The 17,050-nt window shown below is 31.1% G+C and carries 11 protein-coding genes; all 11 read left to right on the top strand.

Annotated features, from left to right (window positions below; genetic code table 11):
• Positions 1 to 14: 14 nt before the first annotated feature.
• The 11 genes from GFJ99_RS08285 (at position 15) to GFJ99_RS13650 (ending at position 16,973) form a co-directional block, all read left to right on the top strand.
• The gene (locus tag GFJ99_RS08285) at positions 15 to 3,170 is read left to right on the top strand and encodes a glycoside hydrolase family 2 TIM barrel-domain containing protein (RefSeq protein ID WP_153208317.1); all 3,156 of its coding nucleotides are present in this window, start codon (positions 15 to 17) and stop codon (positions 3,168 to 3,170) included.
• Positions 3,171 to 3,188: 18 nt separating this feature from the next.
• Complete coding sequence (locus GFJ99_RS08290; RefSeq protein ID WP_008253481.1) at positions 3,189 to 4,613, top strand: Ig-like domain-containing protein; 1,425 nt, start codon at positions 3,189 to 3,191, stop codon at positions 4,611 to 4,613.
• 34 nt (positions 4,614 to 4,647) lie between these two features.
• A complete protein-coding gene (locus tag GFJ99_RS08295) occupies positions 4,648 to 5,454 on the top strand; it encodes a family 16 glycosylhydrolase (RefSeq protein WP_008253480.1) in 807 nt (268 codons plus the stop codon).
• 109 nt (positions 5,455 to 5,563) lie between these two features.
• On the top strand, positions 5,564 to 9,034 hold the full coding sequence (locus GFJ99_RS08300) for a hypothetical protein (protein WP_153208318.1): 3,471 nt from the start codon (positions 5,564 to 5,566) through the stop codon (positions 9,032 to 9,034).
• Positions 9,035 to 9,038: 4 nt separating this feature from the next.
• On the top strand, positions 9,039 to 10,325 hold the full coding sequence (locus tag GFJ99_RS08305; RefSeq protein ID WP_153208319.1) for a glycosyl hydrolase family 17 protein: 1,287 nt from the start codon (positions 9,039 to 9,041) through the stop codon (positions 10,323 to 10,325).
• Between the two features lie 4 nt (positions 10,326 to 10,329).
• Positions 10,330 to 11,817, top strand: a complete 1,488-nt coding sequence (locus GFJ99_RS08310) for a glycoside hydrolase family 30 beta sandwich domain-containing protein (RefSeq protein ID WP_153208320.1) — start codon at positions 10,330 to 10,332, stop codon at positions 11,815 to 11,817.
• A gap of 7 nt (positions 11,818 to 11,824) precedes the next feature.
• A complete protein-coding gene (locus GFJ99_RS08315; RefSeq protein ID WP_153208321.1) occupies positions 11,825 to 13,360 on the top strand; it encodes an MFS transporter in 1,536 nt (511 codons plus the stop codon).
• 4 nt (positions 13,361 to 13,364) lie between these two features.
• Complete coding sequence (locus GFJ99_RS08320) at positions 13,365 to 14,294, top strand: glycosyl hydrolase family 17 protein (RefSeq protein WP_153208322.1); 930 nt, start codon at positions 13,365 to 13,367, stop codon at positions 14,292 to 14,294.
• Positions 14,284 to 15,975, top strand: a complete 1,692-nt coding sequence (locus tag GFJ99_RS13905) for a family 16 glycosylhydrolase (protein ID WP_162523944.1) — start codon at positions 14,284 to 14,286, stop codon at positions 15,973 to 15,975. The genes GFJ99_RS08320 and GFJ99_RS13905 overlap by 11 nt, the downstream gene beginning before the upstream one ends.
• A 218-nt stretch (positions 15,976 to 16,193) precedes the next feature.
• Positions 16,194 to 16,778 (top strand): RNA polymerase sigma factor, encoded by a 585-nt coding sequence (locus tag GFJ99_RS08330; RefSeq protein ID WP_153208323.1) that lies wholly within the window; start codon positions 16,194 to 16,196, stop codon positions 16,776 to 16,778.
• Positions 16,779 to 16,829: 51 nt separating this feature from the next.
• Positions 16,830 to 16,973: a hypothetical protein gene (locus GFJ99_RS13650; RefSeq protein ID WP_008253472.1), complete on the top strand. Its 144-nt coding sequence runs from the start codon at positions 16,830 to 16,832 to the stop codon at positions 16,971 to 16,973.
• Positions 16,974 to 17,050 lie beyond the last annotated feature (77 nt).

A 17,050-nucleotide genomic window follows, 5' to 3' on the forward strand; every position in this document is an offset into this window, starting at 1 on the left:
AATCAAATTACTATATGAGAAAAATTATTTTATTACTAACCTTATGTTGTTTTTCGTCTTCAATTTATGCACAAGCAGACAAAGTTGTTGTTGAAAATAGTGCTTCAGGTCATCGACTAAAAGTCAATGGAAAAGACTTTATGGTAAAGGGTATGAATTGGGATTATTTTCCAATTGGAACCAATTATAATTATAGTCTATGGAAACAATCAGATGATTTGATAATGTCTGCTTTAGATTCAGAAATGGCGCTTTTAAAAAATATGGGCGTAAATACAGTAAGACAGTATACTGGTGTTCCCGCTAAATGGATAAAATACATTTACGAAAAACATGGTATTTATACGATGTTAAATCATTCATTTGGAAGATACGGATTAACTATTGATGGTTCATGGGTTGCAAATACAGAATATTCAGATAGTAGAACACAAGAATTGCTTTTGTCTGAAGTTAAAAGTATGGTTACGGAGTATAAAAACACCCCTGGTGTTTTATTATTTTTATTAGGTAACGAAAATAATTATGGTCTTTTTTGGGACGGAGCTGAAACAGAAGATATTCCAATTGAAGAGAGAAAGTCTACTACAAGAGCGGAAGCTATGTATAAAATTTTTAACAAAGCTGTTGTAGAGATGAAAGCTATAGATAATTCTCATCCTATGGCAATTTGTAATGGAGATTTATTATTTCTAGATATTATTGCTAAAGAATGTAAAGATATAGACATTTTAGGTGTAAATATGTACAGAGGTGTAACTTTTACAGATGCTTTTGATAGAGTTAAGAGAGAATTTGACAAACCTTTGTTATTTACTGAATTTGGTTCAGATGCTTTTAATGCAAAAGATAATCAAGAAGATCAAAAAGCACAAGCTTATTATTTAGTTGAAAACTGGAAAGATATTTATTCTAATGCAGCCGGATTGGGTAAATTTCAAAATTCAATTGGTGGATTTACTTTTCAGTTTAGTGATGGTTGGTGGAAATATGGCCAAACTAAGAATTTAGAAGTTCACGATAATAACGCTTCTTGGTCAAACGGAGGTTATACATTCGATTTTCAAGAAGGTCAAAATAATATGAACGAAGAGTGGTTTGGAATTTGTGCTAAAGGTCCAGTTAATTCAAGAGGTTTATATGAATTGTATCCAAGAGCGGCTTATTATGCAATTAAAGAAGTTCATAAAATTAGTCCATTTGATGAAGGGATAACTTCTGAAAATATGAATGAATATTTCAACAACATTAATTTAATGGATGCTGTTTTAAGAGCAAGATCAGACAAAGCAGCCATGGGAGGTAATGATGGTGAAATACTAAAAATAAGCAATTTAAGAGCTGAATTTACAACTTTTAATACAGGTGGTAGTTTAATTACAACTCCAGATGTTGCAGATCCCGATAATGTTGTTTATCCAAACCAATTAGGTTTTGATCATATGGAATCTTATTTCATTGGTGTAGAAGGTAATCCGGCGCCTAACATGAAAGCAAACGTAAATGTTAATATTTTAGGACGTGTTGCAGAAAATCCAATCAATGAGATTTTTTACGAAAATAGAGGTCGTACTCAAACAGTGGATACACCAGACGGACCTGTAGTAATAGGGGATAATAACAGAGTTCAAGTGTATAATGCTTCTTATTCTTGGAATGAAAAAGACTTTGAATTAAGAGGATTCTATAGAACTGGACATTATCACTGGGGATATGAAGGAGATATTTTTGCTTTATATCCAGAAGCAAATTATGGTCCTAATCTAGATATTTATAATGGAGAAACTTTAGGTTTTGAAATAGATGGTAAAAGAAATTTAGATGGGTTAAAAGTAGCTATTGGACCTCAATTATGGTGGGGAGCAAATCCAACTTATTTATTAAAATACAGTAAAAAGCTTTTAAATTGGGATATCACGGGTATTTATCATAGAGATATTAATACGAACATTGAATATGATGCTTCAGGAAAACGTATTTTAAATCAAACACAAGTTAGAACAGGTATTATTCCTGCTTGGCCAACTGAAAGAGCAACGGTTGCATTACAAAGAAAATTTGGTGCTTTCGGTGTAACATTGGGAGGTATTTGGGGCGGAAGTCCTTTAAATGGAAGTTCTTTTCAAATGTATGAAAATGGTATAGTGTATAATGATTACATTAATGCTAAAGACAATTGGGGTGGTAAAGCTAAGTTTACTTTTTCAAAAGGAAGATTTAATATCTACACGCAAGGTGCTATCATGGGATTAGTAGCTAATGGAGGTGCAGATAATGTACAAACTTTTACAGGATGGAGATTAAAAGATAGTGGAAGTGGAAATCAGATGAATTTCTTAACTGGTTTTACCTATAATGTGAATTCGAATTTACAGATTGCACCTAACTTTTTATGGCAAAAACCATTAGTAGATGCTATGCCAAATGGAGTAGACGCCCCTGGAAGATTAAGAAATTTTCAAGATGATCCATTTGTAGTAAGAGCAAATAGAGAAACTGTTGGTGGTGAGTTACTTTTAACTTGGGATCCAACTCCAGCTACTTGGATGTATGAATGGAATAATGATATGGTTGAAGATGCCAAATTTGCTTTCAGTACTGGTTTTGTTTACCGTCATTTACCTACCACTATGGATGCTGCTATCGGATTTTTAGCGAATCGTACTGCTTTTGCTTTTGAAAAATCGGCACCAGCTCAAGATTTATGGGAATCTAACACAAGAATCGTTTCTAAAATTAGTCCAGATCTTGGTTTAATTGCTAATATTTATTTTGGTAATGGTCAAGGAAATGGTGATTCGGAAAGAACAATTTATAGATCGGGTGGAGACCTTAGAATGATTTATAGAAAAGTTAAATTAACAAGTTCAGTTAAATTTAACGATTGGGGGCCATACGATTATCACCGTGATTTTAACTTAACTTATCCAGTTCAGACTTCTATTGATATCTCTACTTCAGTAGGTAAACCAAGTTGGTTTATATTACCAGATACTAGAATTGGAATCATGGGTATTTGGCGTTCATTAGACCAATATTCACCACGTTATTCACCAAATGCGGTAGCGCCTAATACTTTTCCTCCGGTACCAGCAATTAGTCCTGTAGGATTTGGAAACGGTTCAGAATGGGAAATTAGAACATACATTCACATTAATATTGGAAAATAATTTTAAAAAAAAAAGAAAATGAAAAATAAGAAATTTAATTATTTAAGAAATGCATTTCTTTTAGGATTAGTTTTAATTACTAATTTGAATTGTGATAGAGAAATGTCTGATGATGCTACATTAGCTACCTTTTCAAAAAATGGAGAAATTTTTACCGATGATTTTATTGGTTTAGGAAGTGATTTTTATTTCCCTTACGGAGATTCTAAATTTACTGCTTTTTCTGTAGATGATAACGAAGCTTATATGGGAAATGCTTCTATTCGTATTGATGTGCCAAATGCAGATGATCCACTAGGAAGTTATGCAGGAGGTATCTTCAGAATAGATGGAGCTGGAAGAGATTTAACAGATTTTGATGCTTTAACTTTTTGGGCAAGATCATCTCAAGGTGTAACAATAGGTGAATTTGGTTTTGGAGAGGATTTCTTTCCTAACGAATATATGGTTACCATGAAAGATGTAAGTGTTGGTACGCAATGGACAAAATATATAATTCCTATTCCTGATGCTTCTAAATTATTACATGAAAGAGGTATGTTTAGATTTGCTGCAGGAACTAACGGAACTAATGGATTTGGTTATACATTATGGATTGATGAATTAAGATTTGAAAAATTAGGAACAATTGCTCATGGCCAAGCGTCAATAGAAAATGGTAACAATGTGTCTGAAACCACTTTTGTTGGAGTTAATTCTAGAGTAGAAGGAGTAATAGCTACATTTAATTTACCTACAGGTATTAATCAATCGGTTACTATAAGTCCATCTTATATGAATTTTTCATCTTCAAATCCTAGTGTGGCTTCAGTAGATCCTTCAGGTTTAGTTACTTCTTTAAGTGCTGGAACATCTGTTATTACAGCTACATTTGGAGATACAAATGCAACAGGAAGTTTAACCATCAATTGTCAAGGAACATTTGTTCATGCTCCAACTCCAACTAGACCACAATCTAATGTAATTTCTCTTTTCTCTGATCATTATGTAAATGTTCCAGTAAATTATTATAATGGGTATTGGGCACCTTGGCAAACTACGCTTTCTAATGATTTTTCAGTTAATGGAGACAACATTTTAAATTATACAATTTTTAATTTTGTGGGTATTGAGTTTAGTAGCCCAACTATTGATGCTACTGCAATGACTCATGTTCATTTAGATGCTTTTATTCCAGGTCCAATTGCTCCAGGAAGACAACTAAGAGTACTTTTAGTAGATTTTGGTGCAGATGGTGTTTATGGTGGTGGCGATGATACAAGACATTCTACAACATTTACTGCAACTACGTCAACTGCTGTAGTTTCTCAAAGTTGGATATCTATAAATATTCCTTTTTCAGCAATGCCAGGTTTAGTAAGTAGATCGCATTTAGCACAACTTATTTTAGAAGGTGGTGATAGTTCTGTTATTTATGTTGACAACATTTATTTTTATAACTAACACCAGACATTTAACATTATAAAAGATACCGAAAATGAATAAAAATATAAAGAAAAGTATTCTCTTAGCAAGTACATTGTTCGTATTATTAGGTTGTTCTACAGATGAGAAACAAACGGTTACAACAATGAAGCAATTAGTTTGGCAAGATGAATTTAATGTAGACGGAGCTCCTGATAGTGAATTATGGACTTACGATATTGGTACAGGAAATAACGGATGGGGTAATAACGAATTACAATATTACACCAGTCGTCCTGAAAATATTGTAGTAGAAAACGGAATGCTTAAAATAACTGCAAAAAGAGAACTATACTTAGGCTCGGGTTATACATCAGCAAGAATTCAATCTAAAGGAAAATTTGAAAAAAAATTCGGTCGTTTTGAAGCTCGTATAAAATTACCTTGGGGTAAAGGATTATGGCCTGCTTTCTGGATGTTGGGTTCTAATATAGACGAAGTGAGTTGGCCGGCTTGTGGAGAAATCGACATTATGGAATATTTAGGAAATCGACCAACTTCTGTTTTTGGAACAGTTCATGGACCAGGTTATTCGGGTGGAGCTTCTATTTCTAAAACGTATACACTTACAAATAATAGATTTGATAATGATTTTCACGTTTTTGGAATAGAATGGGGAGAAAATTACATCAATTATTATGTAGATGATGTATTATACAATCAAATTACTCCTGATGATGTTCCTGGGGAATGGGTTTTTAACGATTCTTTTTTCATGATTCTTAATATGGCAGTGGGTGGTAATTTACCGGGTTCTCCTAATCAAGATACTGTTTTTCCTCAAGAAATGTTAGTAGATTATATTAGAGTTTACCAATAATTAAATTTATTTAAATAATTGAAATTTAAAATAATAACATCTAGGCTATTTATAAATGGCCTAGGGTTTATTATGAAAAAAATAATGTAGAATTACTTTAAAAATTATCATGAACAATAGCCAAACAATATTTGCTGAAAATGAAATAGAAGATAAAAAGGTATCTATGGATATCGTTTTATTAAATGGGGAAAAATATTATAAAATCGCCAATAACGATGCTATGCGTCCGTTTTTTATGAGCATTGTTAGCGATTCTAATCATTGGATGTTTATTTCTAGCAATGGTGGACTTACAGCAGGGAGAAAAAATGCAGAATTTGCACTTTTTCCATATTATACAGATGATAAAATTACTGAATCATATGATATAACCGGTAGTAAATCCATTTTCCAAATTCATTGGAATAATGAAATTAAAATTTGGGAACCTTTTTCTGAACGTTTTTCAGATAATATTTACGCTATTTCAAGAAATTTATATAAAAACCTTTACGGGAATAAAGTAATTTTTGAAGAGATAAATCACGATTTACAAATTACATATCGTTATCAATGGAATTCTAGTAATAAATTCGGTTTTGTTAGAAAATCAGAGTTAATCAATCATTCCGATAACGATTACCAAATAGAATTAGTAGACGGAATTCAAAACATTATGCCGTATGGTGTAAGTAGCGATTTGCAAAATGCTGCAAGTAATTTGGTAGATGCTTATAAAAGAAGTGAATTGGACCAACAAAGTGGTTTAGGTATTTTTGCTCTAAGTGCTATCATTGTAGATAAAGCAGAACCAAGCGAAGCATTAAAATCAAATATTGTTTGGTCTTTAGGATTAGAAAATCCAAATTATTTGGTTTCTTCTTTACAACTTTCAAAATTCAGAAAAAAACAAAAAGTTGTTGCTGAAAATGATATTAAAGGCGAAAAAGGAGCTTATTTCCTAAATTCTTCTATAATTTTAAAAGAAAACACAAAACAAGAGTGGATGATTGTGGCTAACGTAAATCAAGATCATTCCGATGTTGCCCAAATCATAAATACCATTCAATCTGAAAAAAATTGTTTACAATTAATTAATCAAGATATTGAATTAGGTACTGAAAAATTAATTGCATTAAATGCTTCTTCTGATGCATTACAATTAACAAATGATAATTTAAGAGATACACGTCACTTTGCAAATACGTTGTTTAATATCATGCGAGGTGGAATTTTCGATTTTAATTACCAAATTGAAAAACAAGATTTTCTTATTTACATTAAAAAAGCAAATGCTGTACTATTTAAAAAAATAGAAAAAAGCCTCAATCAATTACCTAATTTATTTTCATTAGAAACCTTAAAAGAATTTGCAACTAAACAAAATAATTCTGATTTTGAACGTCTAAGCCTTGAATATTTACCATTAAAATTCAGTAGAAGACATGGTGATCCTAGTAGACCATGGAATAAATTTTCAATTAACACACAAAGTGAAATTGATGGTTCTAAAATTTTAGACTACGAAGGAAACTGGAGAGATATTTTTCAAAATTGGGAAGCATTAGCACATTCATTTCCAGAGTTTATTGAAAACATGATTCATAAGTTCTTAAACGCAACTACTTTTGATGGTTACAATCCGTACCGTGTTACAAAAGATGGTTTTGATTGGGAAACAGTTGAAGAAGATAATCCTTGGTCTTATATTGGGTATTGGGGCGACCACCAAATTATCTATTTGCTTAAGTTTTTAGAATTTATTCAAAATCACCAACCTAATAAGTTAGAAACGTATTTTAATTCAGACATTTTTGTTTATGCAAATGTACCGTATGTAATTAAATCATACGAGGATATTGTAAAAAATCCTAAAGATACTATTGTTTTTAATCATGAATTAGATAATACAATTCGTGAAGAAAGAAATCGAATTGGTGCAGACGGATCCTTATTGAAAGACTCCAATGGTGAAATTTATAAAGTCAATTTTATTGAAAAAATGCTGGCGACTGTGTTGGCAAAAATGTCAAATTTTATTCCAGAAGGCGGAATTTGGTTAAATACTCAACGACCAGAATGGAATGATGCTAACAACGCATTAGTAGGAAATGGAGTTTCTATGGTTACTCTTTATTACCTTAGAAGATTTTTAAATTATTTCCAAAATTTGATTGCAACTACTGAAGTTGAGCATATCAAAATTTCTAATGAAATGGTAGAATTTTATCATTCAATTAGAGAAAACTTAATTAAATATGAGCCTTTATTGGAAGGTAAATTTTCAGATGAAGATAGAAAAACTCTTTTAGATGCATTAGGAAAATCAGCTTCAGAATACCGTCATCAAGTATATCAAAATGGTTTTTGGGGCAATAAAAGGACTCATTCTATAGATGGCTTAAAACGATTTATAGCAGTAAGTTTAAAGTTTATTGATCATTCTATTGCAGCTAATAAAAGAGAGGATAATTTATATCATGCTTATAATTTAATGACGGTTGAAAGTGAAACAGCTGTTTCTATTTCTTACTTGAGTGAAATGTTAGAAGGTCAGGTTGCTGTCTTAAGTTCAGGATATTTGTCATCTCAAGAAGCATTACAAGTGTTAGATGGTTTAAAAAGTAGTAAGTTGTTCAGACAAGATCAATACAGTTATATTCTGTATCCAAATAAAGAACTGCCAAAATTCATTGAGAAAAATACAATTTCAAATGAAGCAGTTTCAAAATCAGAACTATTATCAGAATTAGTAGCGGCTAATAATACGCAAATTATTGAAAAAGATTGTTTTGGAAAATATCATTTTAATGGAAATTTCAAAAATGCTGCCGATTTAGAAAAAGCACTAGATGCAATTTCTGATACTTCTTATTCAGATAAACTTCAAAAAGATAAAAAAGTTGTTTTACAAGCTTTTGAACAAGTCTTTAATCATAAATCGTTTACAGGACGTTCTGGAACATTTTATGGCTACGAAGGTTTAGGTTCAATTTATTGGCACATGGTTTCTAAACTTCAATTAGCAGTACAAGAATGCTGTTTAAAAGCAGTGGAAGAAAATGAGTCGCCAGAAGTTGTAGGAAGATTACTAGAACATTATTATGAAATAAATGAAGGAATTGGGGTTCATAAATCACCTGCATTATATGGTGCATTTCCAACAGATCCATATTCGCATACTCCTGCAGGAAAAGGCGCACAACAACCCGGTATGACAGGTCAGGTTAAAGAAGATATTTTAAGTCGTTTTGGAGAATTAGGCGTTTTCGTTAAAAACGGAAATTTATTCTTCAACCCGTGTTTATTAAGAAAAGATGAATTTCTTTCTAAAGCTACAACCTTTAACTATGTAGATATAAACTTTAATCCTAAATCAATAGAATTACATCAAAATTCTCTTTGTTTTACTTATTGCCAAATTCCAATTATATATCAAATATCAAATTATAAAGGTCTTGAAGTTATAAACAACGAAGGTTCTAATACTACGTTTGATTCTCTTTCATTAGATGTCAAAACAAGCAAACAAGTTTTTGAAAGAACAAACGAAATTAATTACATAATTGTTCATGTTTTAGAAAATGAATTAAAATAAAAAAATGTATAATAAATCTATATTACATATCAAATTAACATTAAAATCAATTGCATTTATTGCTCTTTTAGTGTTTGTTTTTTCATGTAAAAAAGATTCTAAAATACAAAATACTCCAAAATCTATAGAAGTGACTGCAAAAGATATATTAGGAAATCCAAACTACTTAGCAATTTGTTATGGTGGATATAGAATGAATTCTAGAGAAGTTCAACCAACGATAGCAGAATTAAAAGAAGATTTAAAAATTTTAGCGGCTCTTAATATAAAAGTAGTTCGTACTTACAATGTTCATTTAGCACATGCTTCTAATGTTATAAAAGCTATTTCCCAATTAAAAAGGGAGAATCCAAAATTTGAAATGTATGTAATGCTGGGAGCTTGGATAGATTGTAAAAATGCTTGGACAGATTTAGAACCTAATCACTACGAAGAGAGTGAAAGAAATGCCGTTGAAATTAGAGAAGCTGTTCGTTTAGCATCTAATTTTCCTGATATAGTTAAAATTATAGCGGTAGGAAACGAAGCTATGGTAAAATGGGCTACCAGTTATTATGTGCAACCTAGTGTAATTTTGAAATGGGTAAATCATTTGCAACAATTAAAAAAGAAAAATAAATTATCAAAAGATTTATGGATTACGTGTTCCGATGATTTTGCCTCTTGGGGAGGATTAGATGATAGTTATAAAACCAAAGATTTAGAAGATTTAATAAATGCAGTTGATTACGTTTCAATGCATACATATCCTTATCACAATACACATTATAATCCAGAATTTTGGAGAATTCCTAGTCATCAAGGTAATTTATCTAATGAGGATGCAACTAATGCAGCCATGAATAGAGCCATGTTGTTTGCAAAAAACCAATACAATGCGGTAAAAAAATACGTGCATAGTATAAGTCCAAACAAACCTATTCATATCGGCGAAACGGGTTGGGCTTCTATTTCAGATGGTCATTACGGTAGTCATGGTTCAAAAGCATCTGATGAATACAAACAAGCACTTTATTACAAAGCCATGAGAGAATGGACAAACAAAGAAAATATTTCTTGTTTTTTCTTTGAGGCTTTTGATGAGCCTTGGAAAGATAGTGGCAATCCGCTTGGTTCTGAAAATCATTTCGGAATTATTACAGTTGATGGAAAAGCTAAATATGCCTTATGGAATGATGTTGATGATAAAACATTTGAAAATTTAAAACGAAATAATAAGAGTTTATCTAAAACTTTTAACGGAAATAAAGATGAATTAATGAAAACTGTTTTAGTTCCACCAAGTCATTAATAATATGAAATATTTAAAAAACATATTTTTTACCCTTTTAATTTTGACAATGATAAATTGTGCAACAAAAGAAACTGAATTAGATTTTGAGGTGTATGAAACTTCTGCATCAGGAAATTCTCTTAAAAAAATAACAGAATTTTCAAAACAAGATAGTGTAATCTCAATCGACTTAAATCCTGATGAAAAATTTCAAACCATCACGGGTTTTGGAGGCTCTTTTACAGAAGCTTCGGCTTCGTTACTCAATCGATTGAGTAAAAAAAACAGGAATAAAGTGTTAGAAGCCTATTTTAGTGAATCAGGGGCAAATTATTCTTTAACGCGTACTCACATTGCTTCGTGTGATTTTTCTTTAAGCAATTATACTTATGCTAAAGTCGAAAATGACATGACTTTGGATAACTTTACTATTGATGATGATAGAGATGATTTAATTCCAATGATTTTAAATGCAAAATCCATATCTAAAGACGGATTTAATATCATAGCATCACCTTGGACTTGTCCTCCATGGATGAAAGACAATAAAAATTATGTGGGAGGTAAATTATTACCAGAATATAATGATGTTTTTGCATTGTATTTTTCTAAATATTTAGACGCTTACAAAAAAGAAGGTATCGATATTTGGGGTGTTACAGTTATCAATGAACCTCACGGAAACGGAAATAATTGGGAAAGTACATTATTTTCTCCAAAAGAAATGACCGATTTTGTTCAAAATCATTTAGGTCCTAAATTAGAAAAAGACGGTTGGGGAAACACTAAAATTTTAGGTTATGACCAAAACCGTGCTGGAATAAAAGAATGGGCTGATGAAATGTATAGAGATGAGAAATCTTCAAAATACTTTGCAGGAATGGCTATTCATTGGTACGAAAGTACTTATGAAGTTTTTCCAGAAGATTTGCAATATGCTCATAAAAAAGCACCAAATAAATACTTAATTGAAACAGAAGGTTGTATCGATTCAGAAATTCCACATTGGCAAGACGACGCTTGGTATTGGAAAAAAGAAGCTACCGATTGGGGTTGGGATTGGGCAAGTGAGCAAGACAAATATTTGCATCCAAAATACGCTCCAGTAAATCGTTATGCAAATGATATTATTGGATGTTTAAATAATCAGGTTGACGGTTGGATTGATTGGAATATGGTTTTAGACCGTCAAGGTGGTCCTAATTGGTTTAAAAATTGGTGTGTTGCTCCTGTAATTGTAGATCCAGAAAAAGATGAAGTTTATTTTACGCCTTTATACTATACCATGGCACACTTTAGCAAATTCATGCGACCAGGTGCTGTAAAAATTGGATGCACAATCAACTCAAAAGAAGTGGTTTCAACTGCAGTTCAAAATCCAGATGGAAGTATAGCAGTCGCTATCTTTAATCCATCTGAAACAAATTATTCAATAGAAATTAAACTAAATAATATAACAAAAACCATAACAATTCCTGCAAAAGCATTGCAAACGGTTGTCATAAAATAATATTAATATGGAAAATATCGAATCTTTAAAACCAAGGCCTTCAACTACAATTGATAAAGTACCTTTGTTTCAAAAAGCTGCTTTTGGATCAGGACATTTAGTTAATAATTTATTGCCTGGAGCATTAGGTGTTTTTTCCTTTTTCTTAATAACAGCATATGGTATAAATCCTGCAATAGCTGGTTTACTTGCTGCAATTCCAAGGTTTTTTGATGCATTATCTGATCCAATAATGGGATTTATTTCAGATAATACAGAATCTAGATGGGGAAGAAGAAGACCATATATTTTTGCGGGTGCAATTTTATCTGCTGTTTTGTTTATTGTTCAATGGCAAATGTTTGAAGAGAATGGTTCAACTTACAATTTTTGGTATTTCCTTACTTTTTCAATTTTATTCATATTTGCTAATACTATTTTTTCAACACCATTAATTGGTTTTGGTTATGAAATGTCTTCTGATACTAAAGAAAGAACTCGATTAATGGGTATTGCAAATAGTGTAGGGCAAGTTTCTTGGATGATTGTACCAATTTTTTGGGTACTTATTGCAAACAAAGATTTATTTGATTCACAAGCAGATGGTGTTAGAACCTTATCTATTTATGTTGGTTTTGCATGTTTGATTTTTGGTCTAATGCCTGCTATTTTTTGTAAAGAAAATGATGTTTCTGATGCAGATAGTAAAGCAAAAATCACATTTAAAGAATTAAAAAACAACATAGTTATATTATGGAATAATATAAAAAAAATGACGAAAAACTTACCGTTTATGCGTTTATGTGGTGCTACATTTTTAGTGTTTAATGGTTTTCAAATGGTAGCCTCTTTTAGCTATTTTATTATTGTTTTTTACATGTATAAAGGAAGTTATGAAATGGCAGGAACGGTACCAGCAATTTTTTCAATATTAGGAGCTTTTGCAACGGCAGTTTTAATTATACCTATAGTTTCTTGGTTAGCTAATAAATACGGTAAAAGAAACGCCTTTATCATTTCAACATTTATATCTATAATTGGATACATTTTAAAATGGTGGGGATTTGTTGTTGTAGATGAAAATACAGCTGTTCTTTTCAATGACGTTATTTTACAAATAGGTGTTGTTAAATTTTCTTTAGAAATGCCAATTATATTACTATTACCAATTCCTTTTATGGCATTTGGATTAGGAGGATTGTTTACACTTATGATGAGTATGACGGCCGATGTTTGTGATTTAGATGAACTTAGAAACGGATTGCCAAGAAGAGAAGGAACTTTTGGTGCTGTTTATTGGTGGATGGTTAAAATAGGACAATCTATTGCCTTGGCTTTAGGAGGTTTAGTTTTGTCTTTGGTAGGATTCGATGCTGGTAAATCTGTTCAAGCTGTTGAAACTATGAATAATTTAAGAATTGCAGATATCATTATACCATCATTAACTGCCGGATTAGCCGTTTGGATTATGTGGAATTATAGTTTAAATGAAGATAGACTAAGCAAAATTAAAAAAGAATTACAAGAACGAAGAGCAGAAAGAAAGTTGAAATTAAATAAGTAACAAAATGTCATTTAGAAAAGATTACATATTATACTCAAAGAATAATGAAAGTGCTAATGGAGCATTTTCTAGTGGTCTAAATTTTTCAAACACGTTTCCAGAAATTATATCTTCATTATTTAGTCAAGAACTAAAAATAGGAATGCATGGTCTATGTTTTAGTTTATACGAAGACGGCCAAAATCCAGGCGATATTATTTCAGAGGAACAAGTAAGAAGACGTATGGAAATTATTGCACCTTATACAAAATGGGTGCGTTCTTTTTCTTGTACCGAAGGAAATGAGTTTATCCCTAAAATTGCTAAAGAATACGGAATTAAAACATTAGTTGGAGCTTGGTTAGGTAATAATCCTGAAGTAAATGAAAAAGAAATTGAAGCATTAATTCAATTAGCAAATGAAGGGTTTGTGGATATTGCAGCAGTAGGAAATGAAGTAATGTATCGCAAAGATTTAACAGAAGATGAATTGTTAGATTTTATAGCAAAAGTAAAAAATGAAATCCCAGCTAATATTCCTGTAGGATATGTAGATGCCTATTACGAATTTACCATAAAACCAAGAATAACAGAAGCTTGTGATGTTATTTTAACCAATTGCTATCCGTATTGGGAAGGAAGCAATATTGATTATTCATTGGCACATATGAAAAGTATGTATTATCAAGCTTTAGATGCCGGTAAAGGTAAAAAAGTAATTATAACAGAAACCGGTTGGCCAAGTCAAGGCGAAAGTTTTAAGGATTCTCATCCATCAAAACAAAATGCAATGAAGTATTTCATAAATACGCAACATTGGTCTAAGGAGTCAAACATAGATATTTTTTATTTTTCTTCTTTTGATGAGTCATGGAAAGTTGGAGCAGAAGGTGAAGTAGGGGCTTATTGGGGTATTTGGGATAAAAACGAGAAATTAAAATATAATGATAAATAAAATTGCAAAAAGTATATTTTTTCTATTATTTGTAAACATTAGCTTTGCTCAAGTAGATGTAGTTTATAATGATTTGGTATGGTCTGATGAATTTGATGTAAATGGAGCTGTTAATGCCACAAACTGGTTTCATCAAACACAATTAATTGCTGGAAATAGCTGGGCTAATGGAGAAGTTCAACACTACACCAACCAATTAACAAATTCCTATGTTAATGGAGGTTTTTTAAATATTGTAGCTAAAAAAGAACCGTATACAGATCAAGGTGTTACAAAACAATATACTTCGGCACGATTAAATTCTAAATTTGCCTTTAAATATGGTAGAGTAGATGTCAGAGCTAAACTACCTATAGAAGCTGGTACTTGGCCAGCTATTTGGATGCTTGGAAAAAATGTAAATGAAATAGGTGGTTTTTTTAATTCAACGTATGGAACAACAAGTTGGCCTGCTTGTGGGGAAATCGATATTATGGAACATGGAATTACGCCTTGGCAAAATATTAATTATGTTCAAAGCGCGCTTCATACTCCTTCTTCATTTGGGAATACGGTAAATTATGGTGGAACATTAGCAAATAATTTAGGAACAGATTTTCACGTTTATTCTATGAATTGGTCGCCTAATCAAATAACTTTTCTATTAGATGGTGTGGCGTTTTATACATACAATCCAGCAGTAAAAACAGCAAGTAACTGGCCTTTCGATTTAGAACAATATCTTTTATTAAATATTGCTATGGGAGGAATTGCAGGAACAATTGACCCAAGTTTTACCCAAAGTGCAATGGTAATTGATTACGTTAGAGTGTATCAAAATATTACTGTTGATACACAAATTCCAACAAATTTTACAGCAACTGTTGGTAATGTAACTAGTTCATCAGTTGAATTATTATTAAATGCAAACGACGATTCAGGATCAGTAGTTTATGATGTAGCTTATGGTAGTCTTACCAATTCAACTATAGGTACGTCTGGTGTACAAAAATCGTTTGTTATTACTGGTTTATCGCCTAATACAAACTATACTTTTTCTGTAGCAGCAAGCGATATAACAGGAAATGAAGCATCCAATAATTCAATAGTACTTAATGCAACAACTTTAGGTGTAACAGCATGTTCTGGTTCTGATTCAGTAGCACAACAAGGAACTTTTTCTATTGGTTATAATTATGAATTTGAAACCATTGGTACCGATGTAAAAATCACTTTCGAAATGTTGGATACTGATAGAGTAGGGTTAGTTGCTATTTTATGGAAACAATCTCCTTTTACAGAAACACAAATGACCAATGTATCGGGAAGAATTTTCACACACACCATAACAGGGCAAACTATTGGAGCTACAATTAATTATGCAGTTAAATTTGCTTATGCTAATGGTTTTTCTGTAACCCGATATATTTCTTATGTGGTAGGCAGTAATTGTGCTTTAAATCAGGATAGTTTTAATGAATTTAATGATTTCACCTATAGTAATCCTTCTAATAATTATATTACAATAAATGCTACTTCCCAGATTGATAAAGTTGAAATTTTTAATCTTCTTGGAAATAAAATCATAAGTCAATCCACAAATACAAATGAAATTGAAGTAGCCAGCCTATCAAAAGGTGTTTATTTAATGGTAGTTCATTCTGGAAATAGAAAAGGGATTAAGAAGGTGATAATAAATTAGAATCTTCTTTAAAAATCATGCAAATCACCTTCAAAATTGTTACTTTTTGAAGGTGATTTATTATTTTATTGCTTTAAAAGTGTTAAATTTTTAGTTTAAATTTGTTTTTTAAATAAAAATTATGTTAAATTTGGATTAATTAATCTCATAAACAATATTGCCTATACAAACAATTACTTTTTAGAACCCCGAACTTTGAATAACTAAAAGGTATTGTTATGGCTAATTTTGTACTTCCTGATGCGGTATTGGTAAAGAATTATATAGGCGGAGATGAATCTGCTCTATCTACACTGATACAAAGACATCAATCTAAAATTTTTGGTTTCATTTATTCGAAAGTAAATGATAGAGATTTATCTGATGATATTTTTCAAGATACATTTATTAAAGTCATAAAAACTTTAAAATCTCATTCGTATAACGAAGAAGGAAAGTTTTTGCCTTGGGTAATGCGTATTGCTCATAATTTGGTAGTAGATCATTACCGAAAAGCAAAAAAAATGCCCTACCAACGAGATACGGAAGAATATTCTGTTTTTAATTATATGACTGATAATGTTTTAAATATTGAAGGACAAATGATTTCAGAACAAGTGGCTTCCGATTTAAATAAATTGTTAGAAGAACTTCCGGAAGATCAAAAAGAAGTATTGGTAATGCGCATGTATCAAGACCTTAGTTTTAAAGAAATTGCAGATTTAACTGGGGTAAGTATCAATACTGCTTTAGGTAGAATGCGTTATGCATTGTTAAATTTGAGAAAGATAATTGAGAAAAATCAAATTATTTTAACTAATTAATACTAAAAGTAAAATTTTGTCGTTATTTAATAATTAATCAACATTATTTAAATGGCAAAACTCTACTCTAAGAAAAAATTAGCGGCGCAACAAATGAAACCTAAAAAAGAAACGATTTCGTTTTTACTTAATTATTCAAAAGCTTTGAATATGTATAAAGTAGGAAATTCAAACATTGAAATTATAGCTAATTAAAAAAAATGCCTCAAATAGATTTGAGGGCACTGAAAAACATCGACTATTTTGATTAGTACCGTTTTTAGTCAATAAAA

Source organism: Flavobacterium sp. LMO6, from assembly GCF_009495795.1.
GTDB lineage: Bacteria > Bacteroidota > Bacteroidia > Flavobacteriales > Flavobacteriaceae > Flavobacterium.

Bases quoted from the DNA above. Each gene is read 5' to 3' on its own strand.
- GFJ99_RS08290 (WP_008253481.1), top strand. From the start codon at position 3,189: ATGAAAAATAAGAAATTTAATTATTTAAGAAATGCATTTCTTTTAGGA.
- GFJ99_RS08320 (WP_153208322.1), top strand. From the start codon at position 13,365: ATGTCATTTAGAAAAGATTACATATTATACTCAAAGAATAATGAAAGT.
- GFJ99_RS08305 (WP_153208319.1), top strand. From the start codon at position 9,039: ATGTATAATAAATCTATATTACATATCAAATTAACATTAAAATCAATT.
- GFJ99_RS08310 (WP_153208320.1), top strand. From the start codon at position 10,330: ATGAAATATTTAAAAAACATATTTTTTACCCTTTTAATTTTGACAATG.
- GFJ99_RS08300 (WP_153208318.1), top strand. From the start codon at position 5,564: ATGAACAATAGCCAAACAATATTTGCTGAAAATGAAATAGAAGATAAA.
- GFJ99_RS13650 (WP_008253472.1), top strand. From the start codon at position 16,830: ATGGCAAAACTCTACTCTAAGAAAAAATTAGCGGCGCAACAAATGAAA.
- GFJ99_RS13905 (WP_162523944.1), top strand. From the start codon at position 14,284: ATGATAAATAAAATTGCAAAAAGTATATTTTTTCTATTATTTGTAAAC.
- GFJ99_RS08330 (WP_153208323.1), top strand. From the start codon at position 16,194: ATGGCTAATTTTGTACTTCCTGATGCGGTATTGGTAAAGAATTATATA.
- GFJ99_RS08315 (WP_153208321.1), top strand. From the start codon at position 11,825: ATGGAAAATATCGAATCTTTAAAACCAAGGCCTTCAACTACAATTGAT.
- GFJ99_RS08295 (WP_008253480.1), top strand. From the start codon at position 4,648: ATGAATAAAAATATAAAGAAAAGTATTCTCTTAGCAAGTACATTGTTC.
- GFJ99_RS08285 (WP_153208317.1), top strand. From the start codon at position 15: ATGAGAAAAATTATTTTATTACTAACCTTATGTTGTTTTTCGTCTTCA.